Below are 15647 nucleotides of genomic sequence, written 5' to 3'. Positions count from 1 at the left end.
CGAGCAGCGCGATCGTGGACAGGGCCGCGGCGAGATGGCGCGACAGGACGGACCGCGCGAAGCGGCCGGACGTGATGGACATGGATGATCCCCCGGTTGTTGTGCCGCGGGAATCTAGAGAGCGGCGATGACAGTCCGGTGAAGGCCTTGCGCGCCGGGCGCGCTCGCTCAGAGCAGGCTCGAGATCCGCTGCGCCGCCTCGCGCAGCGCGGGCAGCATGCTGTCCTGCATCACCTTCGCGCTGGTGCGGTTGGCCTGGCCGCTGATGTTGAGCGCGGCCACCATGCGGCCCGCGCGGTCGACGATCGGCGCGGCCACCGAGATCAGGCCCTCCTCGAGCTCCTGGTTCACCAGGCACCACTGCTGGCGCCGCGCCTGCGCCACCTTGGCCAGCAGCGCGTCGATGTCGGTCACGGTGTGCTTGGTCAGCGGTTCGATCGCCGAGGCCTCGAGCCGCGCGCGCACCTCCTCGTCGGGCAGGTCGGCCAGCAGCAGCCGGCCCAGCGAGGTGCAGTAGGCCGGCAGCCGCGAGCCCACGCCGAGGCTGATGCGCATGATCTTCTGCGTCGGCACGCGCAGCACGTAGACGATGTCGGTGGCGTCGAGCACCGCGGCCGAGCACGACTCCTGCACCTGCTGCACCAGCGCCTCCATCACGGGCTCGGCGCGGTTCCAGATCGGCATCGACGACAGGTAGGCGAAGCCCAGGTCGAGGATGCGCGGCGTGAGCGTGAACAGCTTGCCGTCGCTGACCACGTAGCCCAGCGTCTGCAGCGTGAGCAGGATGCGGCGCGCGCCCGCGCGCGTGAGGCCGCTGGCGGCCGCCACCTCGCTGAGCGTCTGGTGCGGCGCGCTCGCGCTGAACGAGCGGATCACCTGCAGGCCGCGCGCGAAGGACTGCACGTAGCTGTCGCCGGGGGCGGGCGTCTCGGTGGACGCAAGGGGGTGGGTTGCCATGGGTGTGGATCCTCTCTAGAATTCATTATACGAACAGATGTTCGATATACGAACAAAATAGATTTCCCCCAAGACGCGCAGCGACAACCCGTCTTCCCGCCTCTCCACCATCCTTCTTCGGAGACAGATCCATGATCGACAAGATCGCGCCCTCCATCGCCGATGCCCTCGCGGGCCTGGCCGATGGCGCCACCGTTCTCATCGGCGGCTTCGGCACCGCCGGCATTCCCGGCGAACTCATCGACGGCCTCATCGAACAGGGCGCGCGCGACCTGACGGTGGTCAACAACAACGCCGGCAACGGCGACACCGGCCTCGCCGCGCTGCTCAAGGCCGGCCGCGTGCGCAAGATCATCTGCAGCTTCCCGCGCCAGGCCGACAGCCACGTCTTCGACGCGCTCTACCGCAGCGGCCAGCTCGAGCTCGAGCTGGTGCCGCAGGGCAACCTGGCCGAGCGCATCCGCGCGGCCGGTGCCGGCATCGGCGCCTTCTTCTGCCCCACGGGCTACGGCACCGAGCTCGCGGGCAACCGCGAAACCCGCGAGATCAATGGCAAGCAGTACGTGCTCGAGTACCCGATCCACGGCGACGTGGCGCTGATCAAGGCCGAGCGCGGCGACCGCTGGGGCAACCTGGTCTACCGCAAGGCCGCGCGCAACTTCGGCCCGGTGATGGCCATGGCCGCGAAGAAGACCATCGCCACGGTGCACGACATCGCCGAGCTCGGCACCATGGACCCCGAAACCATCGTCACCCCCGGCATCTTCGTGCACAAGGTGGTGCGCATCGAGCGCGTCGCCACGCAGGCCGGCGGCTTCAAGAAGGAGGCATGACCATGAGCTACACCCGTCGCACCAAGGACCAGCTGGCCGCCCGCGTGGCGCAGGACATCTTCGACGGCGCCGTCGTCAACCTCGGCATCGGCCAGCCCACGCTGGTGGCCAACCACCTGCCGGCCGGCCGCGAGGTCATCCTGCACAGCGAGAACGGCATCCTCGGCATGGGCCCCGCGCCCGAGGCCGGCGAGGAGGACTACGACCTGATCAACGCCGGCAAGCAGCCGGTGACGCTGCTGCCCGGCGGCGCCTTCTTCCACCATGCCGACAGCTTCGCGATGATGCGCGGCGGCCACCTCGACATCTGCGTGCTCGGCGCCTTCCAGGTCTCGGCCACCGGCGACCTCGCGAACTGGAGCACCGGCGAGGCCGGCGCGATTCCCGCGGTGGGCGGCGCGATGGACCTCGCGATCGGCGCCAAGCAGACCTGGGTCATGATGGACCTGCTGACCAAGAAGGGCGAGAGCAAGATCGTCGAGCAGTGCAGCTACCCGCTGACCGGCATCGGCTGCGTGAAGCGCGTGTACTCCGACCTCGCCACGCTCGAATGCACGCCGCAGGGCCTGAAGCTGGTCGACAAGGTCGACGGGCTCGCGCATGCGGAGCTCGAGAAGCTCGTGGGCCTGCCGATCGCCGCCTGACGCGGACAGCCACATCCGTTCTTCACTTTCCGAGAGACAACACCATGACCAACCAAGCCTTCATCTGCGACGCCGTGCGCACCCCCTTCGGCCGCTACGGCGGCGCGCTCTCGAGCGTGCGCACCGACGACCTCGGCGCGGTGCCGCTCAAGGCGCTGATCGAGCGCAACAAGAACGTCGACTGGCAGGCCGTGACCGACGTGCTGTACGGCTGCGCCAACCAGGCCGGCGAGGACAACCGCAACGTCGCGCGCATGGCCTCGCTGCTGGCCGGCCTGCCGATCGAGGTGCCGGGCGCCACCATCAACCGCCTGTGCGGCTCGGGCCTCGATGCCGTGGGCAGCGCGGCGCGCGCCATCCGCGCCGGCGAGGCCGGCCTGATGATCGCGGGCGGCGTCGAGAGCATGAGCCGCGCGCCCTTCGTGATGCCGAAGGCCGAGAGCGCCTTCAGCCGCAACAACGCGGTCTACGACACCACCATCGGCTGGCGCTTCGTCAACAAGCTCATGAAGGCGCAGTACGGCGTCGACTCGATGCCCGAGACGGCCGAGAACGTGGCCACCGACTACAAGATCGAGCGCGAGGCGCAGGACCGGATGGCGCTGAACTCGCAGCTGCGCGCCGTGGCCGCGCAGAAGGCCGGCTTCTTCGACGCCGAGATCGTGCCGGTGAGCGTGCCGCAGAAGAAGGGCGATGCGATCGTCGTGAACAAGGACGAGCATCCGCGCGAGACCAGCCTCGAAGCGCTGGCCAAGCTCAAGGGCGTGGTGCGGCCCGACGGCACCGTCACCGCCGGCAATGCCAGCGGCGTGAACGACGGCGCCTGCGCGCTGCTGCTGGCCGACGAGGCCAGCGCCGCCAAGCACGGCCTCACGCCGCGCGCGCGCATCGTGGGCATGGCCACCGCCGGCGTCGCGCCGCGCATCATGGGCATCGGCCCGGCGCCCGCCACGCAGAAGGTGCTGGCGCTCACCGGCCTCAGGCTCGACCAGATCGACGTGATCGAGCTCAATGAGGCCTTCGCCGCGCAGGGCCTCGCGGTGCTGCGCCTGCTGGGCCTTTCGGACGACGACGCGCGCGTCAACGTCAACGGCGGCGCGATCGCGCTGGGCCATCCGCTCGGTGCCAGCGGCGCGCGCCTCGCGACCACCGCGGTCAACCAGCTGCACAAGAGCGGCGGCCGCTATGCGCTGTGCACGATGTGCATCGGCGTCGGCCAGGGCATCGCGCTGATCCTCGAGCGCGTCTGAGCCCGCGTCCCACCTGAACCGTACCCCCGTCGATCGATCGGCCACACCCGACAACAACAACCGCGCGATCGATCGACTTGAAGCCATCGGCTGCCGCACCCGCGGCCCGATGGCATTTTTTTCAACCAAAAAGGAGAAAGAGGATCATGGTTTCCACATCGAACAAGGCGCGCCGCGCCCTCGGCCTGGCCGCCTTCGCGCTGGCCGCGGCCGGCCTGCTCGACGGGCGCGAGGCCACCACCCACTGGCGCGTGTGCGAGATGCTGCAGGAACTGCGGCCGCAGGTGCGCGTGCGACAGCAGCGCATCTACGTGCGCGACGGCAAGGTCTGGACTTCAGCGGGTGTGGTCACCGGCATCGAACTCGCGCTCGCGCTGGTCGAGGACGACCTGGGCCACGAGGTCTCGATGGACATCGCGCGCACCCTGGCGCTGCCGATGCTGCGCGGCGGCGAGCAGCCGCAGCTCACCCCCGCGCTGCAGGCGCAGGCCAGCGCGAGCCATCGGCTGCGCGAACTGGTCGCATGGATCGGCACCCATCCGCAGGAAGAGCTCGCGGTCGAGGTGCTGGCCGAACGCGTGGGCATGAGCCCGCGCAACTTCGCGCGCGCCTTTGCGGCGGAGACCGGGTGCACACCGGCGCGCTTCGTCGAGCGCACGCGCGTGGCGGCGGCGGCGCAGTTGCTGCGGCAGACCGGATGGACGCAGGAAAGGATCGCGAGCCGCAGCGGGTTCGGGTCGGTGGATGCGTTGCAGCGGGCGTTCGTGCGGCTGCATGGGGTGACGCCGGGGGGGTGGCGCGATGCAGCGCGGGTCGAAACACGAAGAGGGGCATGAGAATGAGCGGAACCAAGCCGTCCAGAAACGCGGACATTCCCGGTCACGCGGTGCTGATCGCGGGCGCGGGCCCCACCGGCATGATGCTCGCGGGCGAACTGGCACTGGCCGGCGTCGATGTCGCGATTCTCGAGCGGCGCTCGAACCAGGAGATCGAAGGATCGCGCGCCGGCGGCCTGCATGCGCGCACTCTCGAGATCTTCGACCAGCGCGGCATCGTCGACCGATTCCTGGCCGAAGGGCAGACCGCCCAGGTGGCCGCGTTCGGCCTCAACCGGCTCGACATCAGCGACTTTCCGACGCGGCACAACTACGGATTGGCGCTGTGGCAGAAGCACATCGAGCGCATTCTTGCGGGCTGGATTGCCGAACTGGGGGTGACCACGTATCGGGAGCGCGAGGTGGTCGGTTTCGATCAGGACGAGGCCGGTGTCGACGTCCATCTGCGCGACGGCCAGACGCTGCGTGCGCAATACCTGGTGGGTTGCGATGGCGGGCGCAGCGTGATCCGGAAGGCGGCGGGGATCGAGTTTCCGGGGTGGGACCCGACCGTGAGCCATGTCCTCGCCGAGGCCGAGATCGCCGACGAACCCACCTGGGGCATGCGTCACGACGCAATCGGCGTCCATGGCCTCAGCCGGATGGACGACGGGAAGACGGTTCGGATCATGGTGACGGAACGGGACGTAGGCCGCGCCGATCAACCCACCTTGCGCGATCTCAGCGAAGGCTTGATCGCCCACTATGGCACCGACTTCGGCGTCCACAGTCCCCTTCACATCTCACGCTTCACGGACGTGGCCCGGCAAGCGGCCAGCTATCGGCAGGGACGGGTCCTGCTGGCCGGCGACGCGGCGCATGTGCACTACCCGGCGGGCGGGCAGGGGCTCAATCTCGGCGTGCAGGATGCCTTCAACCTCGGGTGGAAGCTGGCGCAGGTGGTCAAGGGGATCTCGCCGGACAGTTTGCTCGATACCTATCAGGCGGAGCGGCATCCGGTGGGGGCGCTGGTGCTGCGCAATTCGCTGGCGCAGGTCGCGCTGCGGCGGCAGGACGATCGCAGCAAGGCGTTGGCGGAGAGCGTGTCGGAGCTGCTTCGGATGGAAGCGCCGCGCAAGCGCTTCGCGGGGATGATGTCGGGGCTGGATATCCGGTACGACCTGGGGGAGGGGCATCCGTTGGTGGGACGGAGGATGCCGGATCTCGATGTCGTGACGGCCGACGGTAGGAAGCGCGTCTTCACGCTGATGCACTCGGCGCGGTCGCTGCTGCTGAATTTCGGGATGCCGGGTGGCCCCGATGCGGAACGCCTGGCCGACAAGGTCCAGGTGGTCGATGCCAGCTTCGATGGCACCTGGGAGCTTCCGGTGATCGGCGAGGTCGGTGCACCTACGGCCGTGTGGGTCAGGCCCGACGGCTACGTGGCGTGGGTCGGAGAGTCATCGTGGGAGGGTCTTGAAGAAGCCCTGTCCACCTGGGTTGCAGCGCCATGCACGACGTGATGCCTCAGGAAACTACTTGCAGTCCCCACCCATCGACACAGTCCCATCCTTGCACTCGGTCAGCATTGGCTCCCCCACCGAAGCCGAGCCCGGTCCCGCCGCCACCGGCGCCGACCCCGCCCCAGTGCCGACGTCCCTTTCATAGACGATCTTCCTGCTGCCAAGCTCGCAGTTCCCCACCACCTGCCCGTTCGTCGACGCATTGGCATCGACGACGGCCACGGTGAAGCGCGCCACGCCGGCGGCGGCGATCTTCGACTCGATGCGGGTGCGCAGGGCCTCGCAGTCCTCGGCCGCGTGGACGGTGCCCGCCGTGCCGGCCATGGCCAGCACGGCGGGGAGCATCGCGAGCCAGGAGGGCTTCACGGCTGCCACCCGCGCGAGGCCGATCAGCCCTGGGCCGAGGCCAGCGCTGCGTTGAGCGTGGCGCTCGGGCGCATCACGGCTTCGAACTTCGCCTTGTCGGCCAGGTAGTAGCCGCCGATGTCCACGGCCTTGCCCTGCACGGCCGCGAGCTCGTCGACGATCTTCTGCTCGTTGGACGAGAGGGCCTCCGCCAGCTTCTTGAAGCGGCCCTGCAGTTCCGTGTCGTCGGTCTGTGCGGCGAGTTCCTGTGCCCAGTACATCGCCAGGTAGAACTGGCTGCCGCGGTTGTCGAGCTGGCCGGTCTTGGGCGAGGGGTTCTTGTTGTTGTCGAGCAGCTTGCCGGTGGCGGTGTCGAGCGTCTTGGCCAGGATGGCGGCCTGCTTGTTACCGGTCTTCAAGCCCAGGTCTTCCAGGCTCACGGCCAGCGCGAGGAACTCGCCCAGCGAGTCCCAGCGCAGGTGGTTCTCTTCCACCAGCTGTTGCACGTGCTTGGGGGCCGAGCCGCCCGCGCCGGTCTCGTACAGGCCGCCGCCGGCCATCAGGGGCACGATCGACAGCATCTTGGCCGAGGTGCCCAGCTCCATGATCGGGAACAGGTCGGTCAGGTAGTCGCGCAGGATGTTGCCGGTGGCGCTGATGGTGTCGAGGCCGCGCACGACGCGTTCCAGCGTGTAGCGCATGGCGCGCACCTGGCTCATGATCTGGATGTCCAGGCCCGAGGTGTTGTGCTCGTGCAGGTACATCTTGACCTTGGTGATCAGCTGCGCCTCGTGCGGGCGGTAGGCGTCGAGCCAGAACACGACCGGCATGCCGGAGTTGCGCGCACGGTTGACGGCCAGCTTGACCCAGTCGCGGATCGCGGCGTCCTTGACCTGGCACATGCGCCAGATGTCGCCCTGCTCGACGTCCTCGCTCATCAGCACTTCGCCGGTGTCCAGGTCGGTGATGTTGGCGACGCCGTCTTCCGGGATCTCGAAGGTCTTGTCGTGCGAACCGTATTCCTCGGCCTTCTGGGCCATCAGGCCGACGTTGGGCACGGTGCCCATGGTCTTGGGGTCGAAGGCGCCGTGCCACTTGCAGAAGTTGATGATCTCCTGGTAGATGCGGGCGAAGGTCGATTCGGGCATCACGGCCTTGACGTCCTTCAGGCGGCCGTCGGCGCCCCACATCTTGCCGCCGTTGCGGATCATCGCGGGCATGGAGGCGTCCACGATCACGTCGTTGGGCGAGTGGAAGTTGGTGATGCCCTTGGCCGAGTCGACCATCGCGAGTTCGGGGCGGTGCTCGTGGCAGGCGTGCAGGTCGCGCTTGATCTCGTCCTGGGTGCTCTGGGGCAGCGTGGCGATCTTGGTGTAGAGGTCGACCATGCCGTTGTTGACGTTGATGCCCAGCTCGTCGAACAGCTTGCCGTGCTTCTCGAAGGCTTCCTTGTAGAAGATCTTCACGCAGTGGCCGAACACGATGGGGTGCGAGACCTTCATCATGGTGGCCTTGACGTGCAGCGAGAACATCACGCCGGTCTTGTGCGCGTCCTCGATCTCCTTCTCGTAGAAGGCCAGCAGCGCCTTCTTGCTCATGAACATGGAGTCGATGACCTCGCGGTCCAGCAGCGCGACCTTGGGCTTGAGCACGATGGTCTTGCCGCTCTTGGTGATGAGCTCCATCTTGACGTTGCGCGCGCGGTCCAGGGTCATGGACTTCTCGCCGTGGTAGAAGTCGCCGCCGTGCATGTGCGAGACGTGCGAGCGCGAGGCCTGGCTCCAGTCGGCCATGCTGTGCGGGTTCTTGCGGGCGTATTCCTTGACGGCCTTGGGCGCGCGGCGGTCGGAATTGCCTTCGCGCAGCACGGGGTTCACGGCGCTGCCGGTGCACTTGTTGTAGCGCGCGCGGATGTCCTTGTCCTCGTCCGTGGTCGGGTTTTCGGGGTAGTCGGGGATCTTGTAGCCCTTGCCCTGCAGTTCCTTGATGGCCGACTTGAGCTGGGACACCGAGGCGCTGATGTTGGGCAGCTTGATGATGTTGGCTTCGGGCTTGAGCGTGAGCTTGCCCAGCTCGGCGAGGTTGTCCGGCACCTTCTGGTCGTCGCTCAGCAGCTCGGGGAATTCGCCCAGGATGCGGGCCGCCACGGAGATGTCGCTGGTTTCGACGTTGATGCCGGCCGGGTTCGCGAAGGCGCGAATGATGGGCAGGAATGCGTAGGTCGCCAGCAGGGGCGCCTCGTCGGTCAGGGTGTAGATGATGGTAGGTTGCTTCGTGCTCATGCGCTTCTTCCGTAGATGCTGGGCTGTCGGGTCACTGGGATTTCCGGCCGTCGGGGGCCCTTTTTCTGGCCGTAGACCCGGATTGTCGCGCGGACGGGACCCGGTTCCGCCGCGCGGGCTCCGAAACCCTGGCGTGGGGGTATGTCTCCAGGGGGCACCGACCGGCCGGATACGGTCTTTTCGGGGTATTTTCGCGCCACGCCAGGGGCGGCGGCCGGCCCGGGCCCCGGGGCCCGAAAATACCCGCCTGCCTCAGGGCCATCCCTGTCCGCCACGGGCCATCCTGCATCGCACAATGGGCGCATCTCCCCCGATGCCCCCATGAGCGCCACCACCGTTTCGCCCGTTCCACCCCTTGCGCCCGCCGACCCGCGGATCCGGGTTCTCGTCGCCGACGACCAGCCGCTGATCCGCCGCGGCATGGCCATGCTGCTGGACGCCGCATCCGACATCCAGGTCGTCGGCCAGGCCGCCGACGGCATGGAGGTGGTGGAACTCGCCCGGCGCCTGCTGCCCGACGTGGTGCTGATGGACCTGCGCATGCCGCGCCAGAGCGGCGTGCTGGCCACGCGCGAGATCACGGCCGCGCTGCCGCGCACCCGCGTGATGGTGCTGACCACCTTCGACCGCGACGACCTGGTGTTCGACGCGGTGCGCGCCGGCGCGCAGGCCTACCTGCTCAAGGATGCGTCGGAGGAGGAGGTGCTGGACACGGTGCGCGCGGTGCACCGCGGCGAGTCGCGCATGACGCCGCAGATCGCGCGCAAGGTGATGGACCAGTTCCGGCTGCTGGCCAACCACGTGGCGCAGGACGTGGCGGTGGAAGACCCGCCGGCCTCCGCCGAGCCCGCATCGGCCGAGCCGCAGGAGGCGCCCGATCCGCTGACCGAGCGCGAGGCCGTGGTGCTCGACCTGATCGCCAAGGGGCAGAGCAATCGCCAGATCGCGGCGGTGCTGAACCTGGCCGAGGGCACGGTGAAGAACCACGCGAGCCGCATCATGCAAAAGCTTCACGCGAACACGCGCACCGAACTGGCGGTGCTCGTGCTCGCGCGAAGAAAACAGCCCTGAAGAAAAAAAGACGCCGGGTCGTGCCCGGCGTCGTTCATTCGCTCATTCGCTCGAGCGGGTCATTCGCTCAATCCGAAGCGTCCATGCTTGCCCGCGGGATTCGCGGACGAGGCTTCCACGTGCGCCTTGAGCATCGGCCGCAGCGCCACGATGGCCAGGAAGGCGGCGAACAGGTCCAGCGCCGCCACGGTGTAGAGCACGGTCGACCAGGTGCCGGTGGCTTCCATCATCAGGTTGCCGATGGGCACGAACAGCGCGCCGACGCCCTTGGCGCAGTACAGCACGCCGTAGATCTTGCCGATGTGCTTGGTGCCGAAGGCATCGCCGGCCAGCGCGGAGAACAGCGAATACACCTCGCCCCAGGCCAGGAACACGACACCCGACAGGATCAGGAAGGCCCACGGGTTGTGGCCGAAGTAGCCCAGCGCGATGATGCCGATGCCCTCGAGCGTGAAGGCGATCACCATGGTCTTCTCGCGGCCGATGTGATCGGAGATCCAGCCGAACAGCGGGCGCGAGATGCCGTTCATCACGCGGTCGAGCATCAGCGCCAGCGGCAGCGCGGCCATGACGAAGAAGTACAGGTCGACCTTGAACTCCTTCACGCCCAGGTCCTGCGCGATCACGCCCAGCTGCGCCACGGCCATCATGCCGCCGGTGACCACGCACGAGAACATCAGCAGCATCAGCCAGAACAGGCGGGTGTTCAGCGCTTCCTTCAGCGTGTAGTCGCGGCGGCTCTGCGTGAGCTTGGCCGAGGCGCGGATCTCGTGCGCCTTCGGGGCGCGCAGGAACCAGGCGGCCAGGAAGGCCAGCGAACCCTGCATCACGCCGAAGAAGAAGAAGGCTTCCTGGAAGCCGGACGATTCGATCATCGCGGCGATCGGCAGGATGGTCGCGGCCGAGCCGGCACCGTAGCCGCCGGCCGTCAGGCCCACGGCCAGGCCGCGGCGGTCGGGGAACCACTTGAGCGCGTTGTTGATGCAGGTGGCGTAGATCGATCCCACGCCGATGCCGCCGACGGCCGCGCCGATGTAGAAGCCCAGCAGCGTGGTCGCCTGCGAGTTGATGACCCAGGCCGCGCCGATGAACAGCGCGCCGAAGGCCACGATCAGCCGTGGCCCGAACTTGTCGATGAAGTAGCCCTCGATCGGCGCGAGCCAGGTCTGGACCAGCACGAAGATGGTGAAGGCGATCTGGATCGAGGCGCGCTCCCAGCCGAAGGACTTCTGGATTTCCGGCACGAACAGCGTCCACGCGTACTGGATGTTCGCGGTCGCGATCATGCAGACGATGCCGACGACCAGCTGCGTCCAGCGGCTGGCGTACCAGCGTACCGGGACGCCGGCGGAGGCGCCGACGGCCGGTGAGAGGGATGTGGGGGTGCTCATTGTCGAATGTCTCCTTGGCAGGTCACGCCGATCGCGTCGCGGCGCTGTCGAACTGGGTGGATGTGGCGCATCTCTCGACACGCTGCGCGATGGACGCAACTGTCGTCTCGAAAATAACTGCTCGCGCCTGCCGGAAGTCACGCCGCGACCCGAGGAAAACCCCGAGATCTCAGGGTAAGTGCCCATACCGAAAGTCATGGGCTGACGCGCCCCGGGTCCTTTGCGACAATGCGCCGCCCATGACCGCGCGCCCCCCTCCCGCCCCGCCGGCTTCGACCTCTCGATGAGCCTGCTGCAGCGCATCGACCCCCGGCGCAGCCTCGCCGCCGCGATCGGCTGGCTGATGATCGCGCTGGCCATCTGCCTGGCGCTGGCGGCCAACCTCTGGCTGCGCAGCTTCGTGCGCTCGACCCTGCTCGAGGTGCACTCGCAGCGGCTGGAGACGGCCGGCGAGCACGTCAGCGCCGAGCTCGACACCGCGATGCTGCTGCGCCTGCAGTCGGTGAGCGTGGTGGCCTCGATCCTGTCGCAGGACGTGCAGGGGGACGACGCCGCGTGGCGGCAGCGTTCGCTCGAGGCGGTGCACCGCGGCGTGCCGGACCTGATCTGGCTGGCGCTGACCGACGCGGACGGTTTCATCGTCGCGGCCACCGACCCGAAGGTGGTGGGCGAGAACGTCAACCAGCATGCGTGGATCTCGCAGGGGCTGGCCGATGCGTGGATCGAGGAGGGCCGCTCGCCGGGCGAGCATTTCCTCAAGCTCAGCGCGCCCGTGAGCAACGCCGACGGCGCCATCGTCGGCGTGGTCGCGGCGCAGCTCAGCTGGCAATGGGTGGACCACACGGTGTCCGGCATCAAGGCCTCGCCGGGCGAGTGGCTGCTGATCGACCGCGACGGCATGGTGCGCCACGGCCCGGCGGCCCTGCTCGGCACGCGCTGGCGCGAGAGGGGCGACCTGGCCGCGCCCTTCGATCCGACGGTCGCCGGGCTGGGCACCGATGGCGCCGACCTGCCGGCGCGCATCCGGGTGCGGCGGCTGGTCGACAACAAGCCCTTCCTGGTGGCGGCGCCGCGCACCGAGCGCGACGGCACCCTGCGGCGCCTGGGCTGGCGCGTGGTGGTGGTGGAGCCGGTGGCCTCGCTGGCCTCGTTCGCGACCGCCATCGAATGGCGCATCACGCTGGTGCTCAGCATGCTGGGCCTGTGCGCCGCGGTGGTCGGCGTGGCCATGACGCACCGCCTGACCCACCGCGTGAGCGTGATCGCGAGCTCGGCCGACGCGGTGCTCGCCGGCAGCGCCTCGCGCATCGAGGTGCCCGAGGGCGCCGACGAGGCCGCGCGCCTGGGCACGGCGCTCGACCGGCTGCTCGACACGCTGCAGCGCGAGCGCGACGAACTGCGCCTGCTCAATGCCGAGCTCGACGAGCGCGTGCGCCAGCGCACCGTCGAGATCAGCCGGCTGGCGCAGGAGTCGCGCGAATCGGCCGTGATGCGCGAGCGCCTGCGCATGGCGCGCGACCTGCACGACACGCTGGCGCATTCGATGATGGCCATGCTGACCGAGATCCGCGTGCTCAAGCACATCGCGACCACGCAGCCGCAGGAACTGCCCGACGAACTGATGCGCGCCGAGCAGGCCGCGCGCGAGGGCCTGGACGAGGCGCGCCGTGCCATTGACCAGCTGCGCAGCAACCCGGTGCGCGACATCGGGCTGGGCGCGGCGCTGGTCGAGCTGGCCCGGGGCATGAACGAGCGCACGGGCATCGTGCTCGACTGCGAGCTCGCGCCCGACCTGCCGGCGCTGGTCGCCGAGCCCGCCGAGACCGTGTACCGCATGTGCGAGGAACTGCTGCGCAACGTCGAGCGGCATGCGGGCGCGCGGCACCTGGGCCTGCGCCTGCAGCCTGCCGACCCGGGCGTGCTGCAGCTCGAGATCGTGGACGACGGCGTGGGCTTCGACAGCCAGGCCATCGCGCCCGGGCACTATGGGCTGGTGGGATTGCGCGAGCAGGCCGAGGCCATGGGCGTGCGGCTGGCCATCGACAGCCGGCCCGGCCAGGGCACGCGCGTGACCCTGCGCTGGGCCGCGCCCGGCTACGCGCCGATCGTCTGAGCGGGGGCCTCGGCCGGCGGTGTCGCCGGGCGCGCCTGCGCCATCTGCAGCGCCGCGATGTAGCCGAAGGTCATGGCCGGCCCGATGCTGCTGCCGCCGCCCGGATAGCGCCCGCGCATGATCGAGTTCATGTCGAGCCCGGCCGCGTAGAGCCCCTCGATCGGTGTGCCCTGGGGCGTCAGCACCCGTGCTTCGGCATCGGTCTCGAGGCCGCCCACCGTGCTGAGATCGCCCGGGTGCAGCGCGAGCGCGTAGTAGGGCCCGTCGCCGATCGGCGCCACGCCCGGATTGGGCGCATGCGCCTGGTCGCCGCGAAAGCGCGAGTGCGCATCGGCGCCCTTGCCGAACTCGGGGTCCTCGCCGCGCGCCGCGCCTTCGTTGAAGCGCCGCACCGTGGCCTCGAGTTCGTGCGGATCGATGTGGAGGCGCCCGGCCAGCTGCGCCAGGGTCGGCGCCTCGATCAGGTAGCCCGCCTCGATCAGCGAGCGCGCGCTGAAGGGCGCGGGCCGCGCGAGGCCGAGGCCGTAACGGCGCAGGAAGTCGCGATTGGCGATCAGGTGCGCGGTGGTGATGCCCCGCCGGTGCATCGTGCCCACGAAGGTCTGGTACGACCCGCCCTCGTTGACGAAGCGCCGCCCGTCGGGCCCCACGGCGATGCAGCCGGGCATGGCACGGTCGATGAAGATGTGCGGATACCTGACGATGCCGCCGTCGGGCTTGCGCAGCACCGACACCGGCGTCCAGATGCAGTCGCCCGCATGGGCCGGGTCGTGCAGGCCGCCGACCGCCACGCCGAGGCGCACGCCGTCGCCGACGTTGCCCTCGGGCTGCAGCGAATGGTGGTGCTCGGCGAAAGGAATGTGCTTGCGGCGCATCGCCTCGCTCGCGCCATAGCCGCCGGTGGCCAGCAGCACGCCGCGCCGCGCGACCACCTGCAGGCGGCGGCCCTCGTGCTCGATCTCCACGCCGGTCACGCGGCCGTCCTGCATCGTGAGCTCGAGCGCGGGCGTGTTCTTCCACAGGGTCACGCCGGCCTGGATCGCCGAATGGAACAGCCGCGCGGCCAGCGCGTTGCCGTTGACGATGCGCGTGCCGCGCCCGTAGCGCAGCCGGTCGGCGACGAAGCGCCGCATCACGCGCGCGGTGTGGCGAAACCCGGCCCAGGTCTTGAGCGCATGGCGCATCGGGTGGATGTCGGCGCCCTCGATCTGCATGCTGCCGAACAGCATCAGTTGCGGCAGCGGCATGCGCAGGTCGGCCAGGCGGTGGCCGAGCAGCCGGCCGTCGAAGGCCTGGGTCAGCAGCGAGCGGCTGCGCGCCGCGCCCGGCAGGTCCGATTCGTAGTCGGGCAGCGGAAAAGGCTTGAAGCGCACCTCGGAGTGCCGCTCCATGAAGGCCAGCATCTCGGGCGCATGGTCGAGGTAGCTGGCGACGAGGTCGTCGCGGTAGGCCTCGCCGAGCACGGCGCGCAGGTAGGTCTCGGCGGCCGCGCGCGAATCGTCGAGGCCGATCTGCTTCATCACGTGGTTGCACGGGATCCAGGGCGCGCCGCCCGAGTAGGCGGTGGTGCCGCCGAACAGCGCGGTCTTCTCGACCACCAGCACCTCCAGGCCCAGTTGGCGCGCGGTGATGGCGGCGGTGAGTCCGGCCGCGCCGCTGCCGATGATGACCACGTCGGTTTCGATCATGGGGAACCTCTGGGAAATGATGGGATGGAAGGGGGTCAGTCGATGGCGAGCACGACGTTGCCGAGGATCTCGCCGCGCTCCACCAGTTCGTGCGCGCGCACGATCTCCTCGAGCGGCAGCAACTGGCCGATGGTGTGCAACAGCAGCTCGTCCTCGAGCAGCGGCAGCAGTTCGCGCAGGCAGGCCTCGCGCTCGCTGGGTGCGATCTCGTAGATGGTGAAGAAGCGCAGTTCGGCGCTCTTCTGCATCAGCACCACGGCCGGCAGCACGGCATCGAGGCCGGTCGTGCCGTAGACCACGACGCGCGCGCCGGGCTTCAGCAGCTTCGGGTAGTGCGCCGCGTTGTTCGCGAGATCGACCTCGATCACGCGGTCCACGCCCGCGCCGTCCGTGAGGGCCTGCACGCCGTCGCCGAGGTCCTGCTCGCGGTAGTCGACGACATGGTCGGCGCCGGCCGCGATGGCATGCGCGGCCTTGCGCGCCGAGCTCACGCTGGCGATGACCTCGGCGCCGCGCAGCTTCGCGAACTGGATCGCGTAGTGGCCCACCGATCCCGCGCCGCCCGCCACCAGCACGCGCTGGCCCGGGCCGCAGTCGGCCAGGCGCACGGCGTGCAGCGCGGTGAAGGCCGGAATGCCCAGGCAGGCGCCCTCGGCGAAGCCCAGCGCGGCCGGCAGCGGCACGGCCTGCGCCGACGGCAGCGCGACGTAGTCGGCCGCGGTGCCGAAGGCGCGC

General features: G+C 69.3%; 13 protein-coding genes. 7 read left to right on the top strand and 6 right to left on the bottom strand.

What is annotated here, in order from left to right:
- Positions 1-168 precede the first annotated feature (168 nt).
- Complete coding sequence (locus AC27VN_RS14665) at positions 169-957, bottom strand: IclR family transcriptional regulator domain-containing protein (protein ID WP_490876983.1); 789 nt, start codon at positions 955-957, stop codon at positions 169-171.
- Positions 958-1088: 131 nt separating this feature from the next.
- Between AC27VN_RS14665 and AC27VN_RS14660 the strand changes: the two genes are divergently transcribed.
- From AC27VN_RS14660 to AC27VN_RS14640, 5 genes are all read left to right on the top strand, one after another.
- Positions 1089-1790 (top strand): 3-oxoacid CoA-transferase subunit A, encoded by a 702-nt coding sequence (locus AC27VN_RS14660; protein ID WP_093347614.1) that lies wholly within the window; start codon positions 1089-1091, stop codon positions 1788-1790.
- Entirely contained in the window at positions 1787-2434 is a 648-nt protein-coding gene (locus tag AC27VN_RS14655; protein WP_490876982.1) for a 3-oxoacid CoA-transferase subunit B, read from the top strand. Before AC27VN_RS14660 ends, AC27VN_RS14655 begins: the two co-directional genes overlap by 4 nt.
- Before the next feature lie 44 nt (positions 2435-2478).
- Positions 2479-3684, top strand: coding sequence for a 3-oxoadipyl-CoA thiolase (gene pcaF, locus AC27VN_RS14650; protein WP_093347612.1), 1206 nt, complete (start codon positions 2479-2481; stop codon positions 3682-3684).
- 146 nt (positions 3685-3830) lie between these two features.
- The gene (locus AC27VN_RS14645) at positions 3831-4520 is read left to right on the top strand and encodes a GlxA family transcriptional regulator (RefSeq protein ID WP_490876981.1); all 690 of its coding nucleotides are present in this window, start codon (positions 3831-3833) and stop codon (positions 4518-4520) included.
- Between the two features lie 2 nt (positions 4521-4522).
- Positions 4523-6022: an FAD-dependent monooxygenase gene (locus AC27VN_RS14640; RefSeq protein WP_490876980.1), complete on the top strand. Its 1500-nt coding sequence runs from the start codon at positions 4523-4525 to the stop codon at positions 6020-6022.
- A 12-nt stretch (positions 6023-6034) separates the two neighbouring features.
- Here the strand turns inward: AC27VN_RS14640 and AC27VN_RS14635 are convergent, their stop codons facing one another.
- Positions 6035-6388, bottom strand: coding sequence for a DUF1161 domain-containing protein (locus AC27VN_RS14635; RefSeq protein ID WP_490876979.1), 354 nt, complete (start codon positions 6386-6388; stop codon positions 6035-6037).
- A 23-nt stretch (positions 6389-6411) separates the two neighbouring features.
- Entirely contained in the window at positions 6412-8649 is a 2238-nt protein-coding gene (locus AC27VN_RS14630; protein ID WP_093346814.1) for an NADP-dependent isocitrate dehydrogenase, read from the bottom strand.
- A gap of 321 nt (positions 8650-8970) precedes the next feature.
- Between AC27VN_RS14630 and AC27VN_RS14625 the strand changes: the two genes are divergently transcribed.
- Positions 8971-9720 carry a response regulator gene (locus tag AC27VN_RS14625; RefSeq protein ID WP_490876978.1) on the top strand — a complete coding sequence of 250 codons (750 nt, stop codon included), beginning with the start codon at positions 8971-8973 and terminating at the stop codon, positions 9718-9720.
- A 59-nt stretch (positions 9721-9779) separates the two neighbouring features.
- Here AC27VN_RS14625 and oxlT read toward each other — a convergent pair whose 3' ends face one another.
- Positions 9780-11111, bottom strand: a complete 1332-nt coding sequence (gene oxlT, locus AC27VN_RS14620; protein ID WP_093346820.1) for an oxalate/formate MFS antiporter — start codon at positions 11109-11111, stop codon at positions 9780-9782.
- Between the two features lie 283 nt (positions 11112-11394).
- Between oxlT and AC27VN_RS14615 the strand changes: the two genes are divergently transcribed.
- Positions 11395-13224 carry a histidine kinase gene (locus tag AC27VN_RS14615; protein WP_208508292.1) on the top strand — a complete coding sequence of 610 codons (1830 nt, stop codon included), beginning with the start codon at positions 11395-11397 and terminating at the stop codon, positions 13222-13224.
- On the opposite strand, the gene AC27VN_RS14610 is transcribed toward AC27VN_RS14615, so the two are convergent.
- Both AC27VN_RS14610 and AC27VN_RS14605 read right to left on the bottom strand, forming a co-directional pair.
- The gene (locus tag AC27VN_RS14610) at positions 13206-14912 is read right to left on the bottom strand and encodes an FAD-dependent oxidoreductase (RefSeq protein ID WP_490876977.1); all 1707 of its coding nucleotides are present in this window, start codon (positions 14910-14912) and stop codon (positions 13206-13208) included. The genes AC27VN_RS14615 and AC27VN_RS14610 overlap by 19 nt on opposite strands.
- A 35-nt stretch (positions 14913-14947) precedes the next feature.
- Positions 14948-15647: zinc-binding dehydrogenase (locus AC27VN_RS14605; RefSeq protein WP_490876976.1), on the bottom strand; the 700-nt coding region annotated here is incomplete at its 5' end.

It is taken from the genome of Variovorax sp. 20P10.2.4 (assembly GCF_058244205.1).
This window is presented reverse-complemented; position numbering and strand designations above follow the sequence as displayed.